This window comes from Polaromonas sp. P1_G1 (genome assembly GCF_056405595.1).
The window spans coordinates 1-11,728 of sequence record NZ_JBFUBU010000063.1; the positions used below are offsets into that span (position 1 = coordinate 1).

8 protein-coding genes and 1 pseudogene are annotated in these 11,728 nt (G+C 65.7%); 3 read left to right on the forward strand and 6 right to left on the reverse strand.

Features of this window, described 5'->3' with window-relative positions; genetic code table 11:
- Positions 1 to 27: 27 nt before the first annotated feature.
- The 3 genes from AC1D1Y_RS23505 to AC1D1Y_RS23515 form a co-directional block, all read right to left on the reverse strand.
- A complete protein-coding gene (locus tag AC1D1Y_RS23505) occupies positions 28 to 1,017 on the reverse strand; it encodes a Bug family tripartite tricarboxylate transporter substrate binding protein (protein WP_477684469.1) in 990 nt (329 codons plus the stop codon).
- A 76-nt stretch (positions 1,018 to 1,093) separates the two neighbouring features.
- On the reverse strand, positions 1,094 to 4,291 hold the full coding sequence (locus AC1D1Y_RS23510; RefSeq protein ID WP_477684470.1) for an autotransporter outer membrane beta-barrel domain-containing protein: 3,198 nt from the start codon (positions 4,289 to 4,291) through the stop codon (positions 1,094 to 1,096).
- 220 nt (positions 4,292 to 4,511) lie between these two features.
- Complete coding sequence (locus AC1D1Y_RS23515; RefSeq protein WP_477684471.1) at positions 4,512 to 6,335, reverse strand: ATP-binding response regulator; 1,824 nt, start codon at positions 6,333 to 6,335, stop codon at positions 4,512 to 4,514.
- Positions 6,336 to 6,446: 111 nt separating this feature from the next.
- Between AC1D1Y_RS23515 and AC1D1Y_RS23520 the strand changes: the two genes are divergently transcribed.
- Positions 6,447 to 7,082 (forward strand): response regulator, encoded by a 636-nt coding sequence (locus tag AC1D1Y_RS23520; RefSeq protein WP_477684472.1) that lies wholly within the window; start codon positions 6,447 to 6,449, stop codon positions 7,080 to 7,082.
- Positions 7,083 to 7,104: 22 nt separating this feature from the next.
- Here AC1D1Y_RS23520 and AC1D1Y_RS23525 read toward each other — a convergent pair.
- Positions 7,105 to 7,810 (reverse strand): annotated as a pseudogene (locus tag AC1D1Y_RS23525) (LysR substrate-binding domain-containing protein).
- A 236-nt stretch (positions 7,811 to 8,046) separates the two neighbouring features.
- On the opposite strand from AC1D1Y_RS23525, the gene AC1D1Y_RS23530 reads away from it, so the two are divergent.
- Positions 8,047 to 8,562 (forward strand): hypothetical protein, encoded by a 516-nt coding sequence (locus AC1D1Y_RS23530; RefSeq protein WP_477684473.1) that lies wholly within the window; start codon positions 8,047 to 8,049, stop codon positions 8,560 to 8,562.
- A 145-nt stretch (positions 8,563 to 8,707) separates the two neighbouring features.
- Here AC1D1Y_RS23530 and AC1D1Y_RS23535 read toward each other — a convergent pair whose 3' ends face one another.
- Together AC1D1Y_RS23535 and AC1D1Y_RS23540 are read right to left on the reverse strand one after the other, a co-directional pair.
- Positions 8,708 to 10,570: a phosphoenolpyruvate carboxykinase (GTP) gene (locus AC1D1Y_RS23535; RefSeq protein WP_477684474.1), complete on the reverse strand. Its 1,863-nt coding sequence runs from the start codon at positions 10,568 to 10,570 to the stop codon at positions 8,708 to 8,710.
- Between the two features lie 438 nt (positions 10,571 to 11,008).
- Positions 11,009 to 11,176, reverse strand: a complete 168-nt coding sequence (locus AC1D1Y_RS23540) for a hypothetical protein (protein ID WP_436155687.1) — start codon at positions 11,174 to 11,176, stop codon at positions 11,009 to 11,011.
- 360 nt (positions 11,177 to 11,536) lie between these two features.
- Here AC1D1Y_RS23540 and AC1D1Y_RS23545 point away from each other — a divergent pair, with 360 nt between their 5' ends.
- Positions 11,537 to 11,719 (forward strand): hypothetical protein, encoded by a 183-nt coding sequence (locus AC1D1Y_RS23545; RefSeq protein ID WP_477684475.1) that lies wholly within the window; start codon positions 11,537 to 11,539, stop codon positions 11,717 to 11,719.
- The last annotated feature ends 9 nt before the right edge of the window (positions 11,720 to 11,728 follow it).

Sequence of the window (11,728 nt, forward strand, 5' to 3'; positions counted from 1 at the left end):
CGCTCCGCCTGAAGGCGGAGCACCCTCTTAAAGCTTCACGCCCGCGCCCTTCACGGCCGGCGCCAGCACCGCCACCTGCTCCCTGACGAAGCCGCCAAACGCGGCCGGGCTCATGGCCTGGGTGGCARTGCCCAACTCCAGCATCTTCTTTTTGATCTCCGCAGTGGCGAGAATCTCGTTGCACGCGGCGTTGAGGCGCGCCACCACCTCGGCCGGCATGTGCGCTGGCCCGCTCAGGCCGAAGAAGTTGTCCAGCACCAGCTTGCGGTAGCCGAACTCGAGCACGCTGGGCACGTCCGGCACCAGCGGTGAGCGCGCCGCCGAAGTCACCGCTAGCGGCACCAGCTGCCCGCTCTTGAAGTAGGGCACAAACGCCGTCAGCACATCAATCCCCACCGGAATCACGCCGGCGATCAGGTCGGTCGTCATGGGCGCGCCACCGCGGTAGGGGATGTGCTGCAGGTTCACACCCATGGCTTTTTTCATCAGCTCGCCGTAGATGTGGCCGATGGACGCCGGCCCGCCCGAGCCGAAATCCAGCCGGCCGGCCTTGCGCGCCTGCGCCTCCACGTCGGTCATGGTCTTGATGGGCGCATGCGGGTTGGCCATGACCACGCAGGGCGCGTTGCCGATCAGCGCGATGTGGGTAAAGCCCTCCACCGGGTCGTAAGGCTGCTTTTCCAGCGCGAACGGGCCTATGGACACCGGCGTCGAATTGCTCAGCATCAGCGTGTAGCCGTCGGCAGGTGCCTGCGCCACCACCAGCCCACCCACGCTGCCGCCCGCACCGGGGCGGTTGTCCACCACCACCGCCTGGCCCAGCTTTTTGCCGAGTTGCTCGGCCATGACGCGCGCGACGATGTCGCTGGCGCCGCCGGCCGGGAAGGTCACGACGATCTTGATGGGTTTGTCGGGCCAGGCCGCGAAGGCCGGCAGGGCGAGGGACGCGGCACCGCCGGCGAGAAGTTTCAGCGCGCTGCGGCGTGCGAGGGGCCGGCGAAGTTCAAAGTGGGACATGGAGCGTTCCTGCGGACAGTTGAGTGCGGAACTGTGTGCAAAAACCATGCCTTCATGGCCGGATGCCTTGCCCGGCTTACCAGCGGCTGCGCAAGCCCACCAGTACGGCCAGCTTGCGCTGGGCCGAATTCTGTTCGGCCTGCACGTCCGCAAACAGATCGACGCCCTTGCCGATGCTGCCGCTGGCGCCCAGCCCGAGGATCAGCGTGTCCCGCTTCAGTGCGGCACCAGAGACCTGAAACGGCGAAGCGGTAGCTGCGCCCTGGAACTGCGCCGTCATCGGCGTGTTCAGGTCGCCGAACTCGTGTGCCCAGACCACGCGGGGTTCGATGCGGATGCGGCCGGCGTCAAAAGATGCCTTGGCGCCCAGCATCGATCTGGATGAGTTGGTGGTCTGGCCGGCCACGTGCAGGTTCAGCACGCCTGCGCCCGTTTCGGTAAAGCCATCGGCCTTGTTTCTGCTGAGCGAAAGCCCGGCCAGCGGTTGTAGTGTCCAGCTGTCCATTTGAATTGAATAGCTGGCCTCGCCGTAGGCCGACAGGGTGTTGCTGTCAAAGTCCGAGGAGGCCACCCGGTTCAAGCCACCCATGGTGATGTTCCGGTCCAGGTGGTTCTTGCCCCAGCCCATGCTGGCCGAGCCGCTGAAGTTCCAGGGGCCGGTGGCGTAGCTGCCGTACACGGCAAGCGCTGAACCGCGTGTCTTGCCGGTTTCGTTGTTGTCGGTGGAAAGCCGCGAGCTGCCGCCGGTGGCCGCGACGCCGATGCGAATCCCTTTCTTCACTTCCGCATCAAATCCAATGCTCAGGCCCGAACTGCGCAAGCGGCTGGCGGCTGCATTGCCGTCGCTGCCGGTGTTGCCGTCGCCGCCGTAGCCGTGGACCCACAAGCCTTTGCTTGCGGCATCCGGTGAAGAGGAAAGCGAAGAAGCGCCGCCGGCCAATGAGAACTTCTGCGGCGCCGAGCCGGATGCGGGTGCCATCAAATCCGACAGATGATCGTTCGCGGCCAGCAGCACCGGCCGGCCGGTGAAGGAATTGGCAACACCGGAGGCCGCACTGGCCTGGGCGCCCAGCCGCGCCTGCAACTGGCTGCCAAAGCTGGTGGCAAAGTCGGCGCCCGCGCGCCGCAGGGCCACGATGCCCGCCCCGCTGGCGGCGTCATAGGCAGCGCGTGCCTGCACGGCCGACAGGCCTGTCAGCGCGGTTTGCACTGTGCCCATGTCGCCCGCGTTGCCGGCATTCTGCAGCGCGATCGATGTGGCAATCTGGTTCGGCGTGACGGCAACCGAGGCGAAGCTGACGTCATTTCGTGCCAGTGTGAGGAAGACGTTGTTGGCGTCGTAGCCTAGCGTAGGCGTCAGGAAGGCCAGGTTGGAGGTGACACCGGCAAAGGTTCCGGTGCGCCCGGCCGCCGCGTTGAGAATCGTGTACTGGGTGCTGGCCTGGTAGGTGCCGGCCCCGGCCTGCACGTCAACCGTGCCGCCGTTAATGGTTGCCGTGCCGGTGGCATTGATGCGGTCGTTCGCGCCGGCAGCGTCCACCTCCACCAGGTAGACGGAGCCCGCCGCGAAGGTGAGGTTGCCGTTGACCGTGAGTGTGCCTATCGAGTTGCCCGGTGCCAGAATGCCACCGGAAGCAATCGTCGTGCTGCCCAAGGTGCCGTTGCCGCCGAGGATGCCGCCGCTGTTGACGGTAACGGCGGAGCTGGCGATGGAACCGTTGACCGACAGCGTGCCGGCGTTGACGCTGGTCGCGCCGTTGTAGGTGTTGACGCCGGTCAGGATCAGGTTGCCGGCACCCAGCTTGGTCAGCGCGCCAGGGCCTGTCAGGTTGCCGGCAAAGCTGCTGCTTTGGTTGCCTCCGTCCAGGCTCAGTGTGTTGCCACCGCCGATGTTTACGGTTCCGGAGCCGGCCAGATTGCGCAGACTGGTGTTGGCGCCCAGGCTGAGCAAGGCGCCTGCGCCTACATTGGCGCCCGCGGCATTGGCGAGTGCTCCGGCGCTTGTGGTGGCGACGCTGCCGGCCTGAACGTCGAGCAGGCCGGCGAAGGTGTTGTTGCCGCCCAGGGTCAGGTTGGCGATGCCGTTCTTGATCAATCCGCCTGTACCGGAAACGGCGCCATTTAATGTCAGCGTATTGCTGCCGCCCGCTGTCAAGTCGGTGTTCAGGCTGATGTTGTTGGTCAGTGTCAGGGTGCCGTTGCTGTCCAGCGTCGATGCGCCTGCGACAGTGAGCGCACCAGAACCCAGGGCTGCTGCGTTGCCCAGGGTCAGGGTGCCGGCGTTCAAGGTCGTGCCACCGCCGTAGGTGTTGGCGCCGGTGAGGATGAGCTTGCCTGTCCCCAGCTTGTTGAGCGTGCCGGTACCACTCATGGAGCCGGCATAAGTGCCGGCACTGGCCTGGTCAAAGGTGACCGCGGCGTTGTTGGTGATGTTGCCCTGCAGGCTGGTGGTGTCGCCTTGCAGCGTTCCGGCTGTCACGGTGGTTCCGCCGCTGTAGGTATTGGTGCCGGTGAGGATGGTGGTGCCCGTCCCGGTGTTGAAGAGACGGCCGTTGCCGGAAATGGCCGCTGAGAATGTCGTGACACCGTTGTGCCAGAACTGCACCTGCGAGTCCGCGGAGCCAAGGATCACGTTGTCGGCCGTGAGCGTGCCCGCCCCAGCGCCACTGCCGATGATCAGGCGGCCAATGCCGACGCCCCCCAGATGCAGGGTTCGCGTGCCGTTCACCGTCACGTTTGCACCGTCTTCAATGTGTAATTGACCCACACCGTTTGTCCCGACCTGGAAACGCTGGGCGAGTGCCGGGCCAGCTGGCGCGACCGTCAGGCGGGAGCCTACCCCGGTCACGCGGATAAGGCCCTCCTGGCCGTTACCTGCAGAAAGGCTGGTGGCCGACACAGTGCCGCCCCCCTGAATGGTGAGTTCGGCATCGCCGCCAAAGGAGTTCGGTGCCACGGTGATGTTGTCGCCGACGACCAGCGACCCGCCCGTGTCGACGATGACCCCGGCGCCGCTCCCCCGTATCTCCAGTACCTGTGCGATGCCCGCCCCGGTCAGAATGACGCGGTCGCCCATCTGGACCAGGCGCACCGTGTCCGATCCGGTCGGGAGGACATCGCCGACCCAGTTGCCGGCATGGTTCCAGTCGAAGTCGAGGACGCCGGCACCGCGGTCCCAGTCAATGCTCATGGCGGTGCCCGGCGCCATGAGCAGGCCGGCCAGCACAAGGGCAGTGTTCAGCGGGCGTAGCCGGCAGTTCAGGCGTGTTTTCACGAAAGCGCTTCCCCTCGGTCGTTGTTGTGTGCACGCGATTAAAAGCGCCCGCAGCCACGACGGTAAATACCGCAAAGGGGTTAGATGGCGCTTTGGAGCAACAACAGCCAGGCAAGCTTTGCTATGTTATTGATAGCTTGGGGACCAACAATTGATTGGACTGCAGCACTGTCCAGTTCGTAAAACCAGCGCCGCGCAATTGCTGGCGGCCGGGAACTATTTACGCGGCCTGCGTTGCCGCCAGCAGCTCGCGCAGCGCCGACTGCAGCGCCTGCGGCTGGCAGGGCTTGCGCACCACGGGCACGCCGCTGTGGGCGATGCGCTGCAGCTGGGTCGGTGCGGTTTCACCGGTGACAACCAGGGCGCGCAGGGCGGGCAGCTGAGCACGAAAGGCAGCGAGCACCGTCAGGCCGTCGCGGCCTTCGGCGTCGCCCAGGTGCAGGTCGGTGACCAGCAGGTGGGGCCGCTGGCTGGGTTCGCTGCCTGCTTGCACTAGCCAGGCGATGGCGGCTTCAGCGCTGTCAAACGCCTGCACCGGCAGACCCAGCTCGCCCACGGCCTGTGTGGTGGCGGCCAGCGCCAGCGGGTCGTCGTCGAGTACCAGGGCCTGCCAGCCGGTGAAGCCGCCGGCCGATGCATCGCTTGCTGTCTGCGGCAACCCGATTCGGGGTGCTTCGCCTGCATGCAGGGGCAGGGCGACGCTGAACATGCTGCCGCGGCCGGCTGCGGACTTCAGCACCACGTCGGCATGCATCTGCGCGGCCAGCCGCTTGACGATGGCCAGGCCCAGGCCGAGCCCCGCCTGTTCTTTGTCTTGTGGCAGACGCACGAACGCGTCGAAGAGGCGCTGCTGGTTGGCTTCTGAAATGCCGGGGCCGGTGTCGACGACGCCGATGTGCACGCGGTCGGCCTGAAGCCGCGCAAACAGCAGCACCGCGCCGCCGCTGGTGAACTTGATGGCGTTGCTGGTGAGGTTCAGCACGATGCGTTGCAGCGCGTCGGGCGGCGCATTCACCCACAGATCGGGGCGGGCGCGCACACGCAGCAGAATATTGCGCTGCGCGGCGGTGGCGGCCAGCGTGCCGGCGACGGAATCCAGCAGCGCACCGACGGGCAGCGCTGAGGCGGCCAGCGGCGTGGCGCCGGCGTCGAGCTGTGCCAGGTCGAGCAGGCCTTCGAGCAGGCCGTTGAATGCCATGACGCTGGCTTCCAGCTGGCCGGCCATGCGCTGGGCCTGCACGGCCGCGGCCTGGCTGCTGCCCGTGAAGGCCTTGGCCAGCGTGGTTTTGAGGCCTGACGCGAACAGGCCGGCGGCGTAGGCGGGTTGGCGCAAGTCATGCGTGGCGGCGGCCAGCAGCGCGGTCTTGTCGGCGCTGGCCAGCTCGGCCCGGTCGCGCGCGGCCGCGAGGTCGCGCACCAGCTGGGCGTTTTCAAAACGCAGCTCGATGGAGTCGCGCAGGCTGCGGTTCAGGCCGCGGCCATAACCCAGGCACACCAGCATGAAGACCAGCGTCAGCAGGCCGAAGCCGGCAAACTCGCGCTGGCCTTCGGTCATGCAGCGCAAGGCGAACGGCAGCACCGAGGGAATCGAATAGGCCATGAAGGCCGGGTAGTACACCGAGAGCGAACCGAGCGCGCCGCTGACCATGCCGCCCAGCAAAAAACCCAAAAAGAGTGTGGGCACATAGGCCTGCGGGTCAAACGCCATCAGGCCCAGGATGCCCCAGAGGCAACCCGACATGAAGGAGCCGGTGGCAAAGGCACTGGCCGCGCGGCGCGTGCTGTGGATGTCCAGTTGCTGGCCGGGCGTCGCCTGCACGCGCCTGAAGAAGCGCCGCACCATGACAAAGCGGCTGGCTGTGAGCAGCACCACTGCGCCCAGCCAGCCCCAGAGCAATTGGCCGGCCAGTGGGTCGGCGTGGCCGGACGGCTGCAACACCACGGCAGCGACAGTACCCGCCAGCAGTGTGCCGAGGAAGGTGCTCGTGGACTGTTTGTACAGCGTCTGGACCTGCTCGAACAACACAGGATGGGCAGAGGTCATGGTGCGTAGAATCCGTCAGGGTTGGCGTGGCGGTGCCGGTGGTGCACAGCCCGCGCTGCCCTCGCTTCACCGGCCCCCGCTGATCGTAGTTGATTCCCTTGCCTGAACGATATGACGCAAACACCGATACGCCTGCTGCTGGCCGACGACCATGACCTGGTCCGCGACGGCCTCGCCGCGTTGATGGCTTCCTGTGAGGACATCGAGGTGGTGGCGTCGGTCGCCGGCAGCGACAGCGCCATCACCGAAGCACTGGCGCTGGCGCCCGATGTGGCGGTGGTCGACTTCCAGCTGCCGCCCGAGGACGGCGTGGCCGTGGCCCTGGCCCTGCAGGCCTCGCAAAGCCCGACGCGCGTGCTGCTCATCACCGGCAGCCAGGAGCGTGCCGACATTGAACGCATTTTTGCCAGCCCGGCGCAGGGCGCATTGCACAAAAGCGGCGGGGCAGGCGAGCTGCTTGCCGCGATCCGCGCGCTGGCCGAGGGCGACCTGCACTTTTCCGAATCCATCGCCGCACTGCGCCAGCCACCGGGCATCGACGCGCTGGCCGAGCTGCGCAAGCTGACCGAACGCGAAAAGCAGGTGCTGTGCTCGGTGGCGGAGGGGGCGTCCAGCAAACTGATTGCCGCCAGCCTGCTGCTGCAGCGTGAAACCGTGCGCACGCACAGGCGCAACCTGATGCTGAAGCTGGGCATGCACAACAGCGCCCAGCTGACGGCCTTCGCGATCCGCGCCGGCCTGATCTAACCTTCGCGCTGGCCGGCGGCTCTCAGGCGGAGAAGGCCTGGTCGGCCGCGCGCACCAGTGCCTGGCGCAACCACGCATGCGCGCTGCGTTGCTGCGAGCGCCGATGCCACACGGCGTCCACGTGCACCGGCGACACGTCAAACGGCAGCGGGCGCAGCACCAGCTGGTCGGCGATTCCGGTCACCCTGACGAAATGCCGCGGCAGCACGGTGAGCAGGTTGGAGTTGGCCACCACCCGCCCCGCGGTGAAGAACTGGTTGACGGTCAGCACCACATGGCGCTCCCGGCCCAGGGAGGCCAGGGATTCGTCGATAAAGCCGTAGGGCCGGCCCGARAAGCTCACCAGCATGTGGCGCGCGGCGCAAAAACGGTTGAGCGTGAAAGGGCCGGTGGCCAGCGGATGGTCCTTGCGCATCACGCAGACATACTCGCCGTCGTAGAGCCGCTGGTGCAGAAACGGCAGGTGCTCGCCGCTTTGCGCGTGCGCGGTCAGGTCGGCCAGCAGCGAGGGAAAGTAGCCGACGGCCATGTCGCAGGTCTCTTCGTCGAGCATGCGGCGCGGGTCCCGGGTGGTGAGCGGCACCACCCGCATCGACACGCCCGGGGCTTCCTGATCCAGCGTTTCGACCAGGCCGGGCATCAGCTCGGCCGCGGTCGCGTCGGCCATGGCCAGCACAAAAGTGGTGTTGGCCGTTGCGCGCCGCCCGCGTCAGGCTGCGCTCGGCCATCACTTCGTCGAAAACACGAAGCAGGTTCAGGTCAAGCGTCCGGAAATTAAGGGGATTCAAGGGGCGGAAGAGGGCGGCGGAAGTGGGTAGGTGAGCAGGTTTGGCCCTGGATTATCACTATTGTGAATGAATCACATCATAAAGATAAAGTTGAGTAACATCAGTGATAACCCTAATATCCCCTTACCCGCTGAGATATCTGTGTCCTGGCGGGGATAACCAATCGGGAGTTCCTCATGACCAGCTTCGTCAATATCAAACATTCCACACAGCATCCCGGCGTTGTCCGCGCTGAGTCGGCCTTTGGTGCCGTACGCCAGCTGGGCCATGCGTTCTCCGGCACCCGCGGCCTCGCCACGCTGCTCTTGTCCGCCGTTGCGGCCGCCGTTATGGTAGTGGCCTACCAAGTGATGGACAGCGTTACCGAAGGCCACTTGCTGGTGATGTGGATTGCCCTCTGGGCCATCGCCTTTGCCACGCTGGCGCTTTTTGCCGGCAGCGCACGCAATGCCGCCGCCCGCGTCAAAGCCGGCCTGGACGGCTGGTCGCGCAGCCTGGCCGAAGCCCGCGCCGACCAGCGCCTGTGGCAAGCCGCCCGGAACGATCCCCGCGTGATGGCCGACCTGCAAATGGCCCTGCAACGCGCGGCTGATGTTGAAGAAGTCGCTGCCGCTCCCGCCGTCAAGGCTGAGCGTGCCGAGGCTTCCAGCGGCGCCTCGGTGCTGCGCGCCTACCACCGCAGCTATATCTAAGCATCCGCGGATGCCGGGCCGCCCACCGCGGCGGCCCACAAAAAAGCCACCTTGTCAGGTGGCTTTTTCTTTGCCCTGGCGCCGGGTGGCATCAGGAGCGTGAGGCGCGGCGCAGGTCGTGCGCCGCACCCGCATGGCGGGCCGATCAGGCAGCCAGGCGGCGCTCGATCGCGGCTTTGGTCTCCCCCAGCTCTTTCGGCAGGTGATGTTCGAGTTGCTTGAACAGTTCGGCGTGCAGCTCCAGCTCTTTCAGCCAGGCGGCCTTGTCGATGCTGGTCACGGTGTTGAATTGCTCGGCGCTGAAGTTGAGGCCGGTCCAGTTCAGGTCTTCGTAGGCGGGGCTGATGCCGGTGATGTGCTCGGAACCCTTGCCCGTGCCTTCGATGCGGTCGATCATCCACTTGAGCACGCGCATGTTTTCGCCGTAGCCGGGCCAGACGAACTTGCCGTCTTCGCCCTTGCGGAACCAGTTGGTGGTGTAGATCTTGGGGATCGTGGCGCCGGTGGCTTCCAGCTTCTTGCCGACGTTGAGCCAGTGCTGGAAGTAGTCGCTCATGTTGTAGCCCATGAAGGGCAGCATGGCGAAGGGGTCRCGGCGCACCACGCCGGCCTGGCCGGTGGCGGCTGCCGTGGTTTCCGAGCCCATGGTCGCGGCCATGTACACGCCCTCGACCCAGTTGCGCGCTTCGGTGACCAGCGGCACGGTGGTGGAGCGGCGGCCGCCGAAGATGAAGGCGTCAATCGCCACACCTTTCGGGTCGTCCCAGGCACTGTCCAGGGCCGGGTTGTTGATGGCGGCCACCGTGAAGCGGGCATTGGGGTGGGCGGCCTTGGCGCCGGTTTCCTTGGCGATCTGCGGTGTCCAGTCCTTGCCTTGCCAGTCGATCAGGTGCGCGGGCTGGCCGCCGGTGTCCTTTTCCATGCCTTCCCACCACACGTCGCCGTCGTCGGTCAGGGCGACGTTGGTGAAGATGACGTTCTTGTCCAGGCTCGCCATGCAGTTCGGGTTGGTGTGGAAATTGGTGCCAGGCGCCACGCCGAAATAACCGGCTTCGGGGTTGATGGCGTAGAGCTTGCCGTCGGCGCTGGGCTTGATCCAGGCGATGTCGTCGCCGATGGTGGTGACTTTCCAGCCGTCAAAGCCGGCCGGCGGCACCAGCATGGAGAAGTTGGTCTTGCCGCAGGCGCTCGGGAAGGCGGCCGCCACGTGGTATTTCTTGCCCTGGGGGTTCGTCACGCCGAGGATCAGCATGTGCTCGGCCAGCCAGCCTTCGTCGCGGCCCATGTTGGAAGCGATGCGCAGTGCGAAGCACTTCTTGCCGAGCAGCGCATTGCCGCCGTAGCCGGAGCCGTAAGACCAGATCTCGCGCGTCTCGGGGTAGTGCACGATGTACTTGGTCTTGTTGCAGGGCCACTTCACGTCCTTCTGGCCTTCGGCCAGCGGCGCGCCCACGGTGTGCACGCAGGGCACGAAGTCGCCGTCCACGCCCAGCACGCCGAACACCGCCTGGCCCATGCGCGTCATGATCTTCATGTTGACGGCCACGTAGGGGCTGTCGGAGAGTTCGATGCCGATGTGCGCGATCGGCGAGCCCAGCGGGCCCATGCTGAAAGGCACCACGTACATGGTGCGGCCCTTCATGCAGCCGTCAAACAGGGGTTGCAGCGTCTGGCGCATCTCGGCGGGCGCCATCCAGTTGTTGGTCGGGCCGGCGTCTTCCTTTTTGGCCGAGCAGATGTAGGTGCGGTCTTCCACGCGCGCGACGTCGCTGGGGTCGCTCTGGGCCAGGAAGCTGTTGGGGCGCTTGGCTTCGTTGAGTTTCTTGAAGGTGCCGGCGTCGACCAGCTGCTGGCACAGGCGCTGGTATTCGGCGTCGCTGCCGTCGCACCAGTACACGTCGTCGGGCTTGCACAGGGCCACCATGTCGGCGACCCAGGCGATCAGTTTCGCGTTCTTGACGTAGCTGGGTGTGTTGAGCTTGAGGCCCTGCATCACGGGTTGGTTCATCGAAAAACTCCAAAGTTAAAAAGCGTTATTTCGGGAAGCGTCGCGCGGCAACCGTGGGCATGGTCCTGTGCTTGAGACGCTTGTCGAAATAAGGCTTGAGGGCTTCCGGACAGCTGCGGCGTGAGGTAAAAAGCGGTCGGAAGGACCTGCTTTTCCACCTCCCACGGGTCGGCCGGAGAATTCATTTTAAGAACATCGGCCTGGGTTACCTTGCAGTTACCGTCAAAAGTTATGCAGAACTTGCATGAGGTTATGCATAAGCCATGCAGGGGTTCAGGCAGTCATGACATGGGGGTATGGAATGCCATAGGGCGCTGCCGGGCCGGGGTTTTCGCTGCGGAAAAGGGCCGGAAAAGAGTCAGAGGGCGCTAGGGCCGGAAACAAAAAAGTCCGCAAGGTGCGGACTTTTGGGGGAAGCGAAGGAGAGGCGGGAGGGTTTCAGGCCATGTAGATGGCGATGAAGGCCAACAGGAACATCAGCACACCGCCGACCACAGGCAAAACAATGGGGATCACGGGGATGATGGCGTCAACGGCATCCTGTTCCTGGGCGGGCGTGGCGCTGTCGTGGGCGGCATTGGTGGTGTGGCTGGCTGGACTGGACATGGGGGTTCCTGAATTGCTTGAAAGTCTGGGCAGATTTTACCCGCATGCCGCGATGGGCCGCAAAGAAGCCGGCCGCCGCCTTTGCGTTACTCTTTAGCCATGCCTGTTTGTGGAAGGAAAGCATGAAATCCCCAGCCCCATTTCAATCCCGCTTGCGCGCCGTTTCGGTCGGCGCAGCTTTGTCTGCGCTGGCGCTGCTATCGGCCTGCGCCACCGGCGGCCCCAACAGCGCCTCGGCCAGGCCGGTGCTCTATCCCAACGCCACGCTGAACCGCGTAGGCGATGCTCAGGGCCAGGCCGAAGCCAATGCCTGCATGTCGCGGGCCTCGGCTGCCGGGCTCAGCCCGTCGCAAAGCGGTAATGAAGTGGGCCGCCCCCCCCGGGGAAGGCGTGCTGCGCGCCGGCGCCGCGGGTGCCGCCGTGGGCGGTTCGGCGGGCGCGGTGTCGGGTGCTTTCCATAACGACAAGCCCAACAGCACCTACCGCAGCTTTGTGCAACGCTGCCTCAGCGAACGCGGCTTTGAGGTGATCGGCTGGAACTGAACCGCCGGT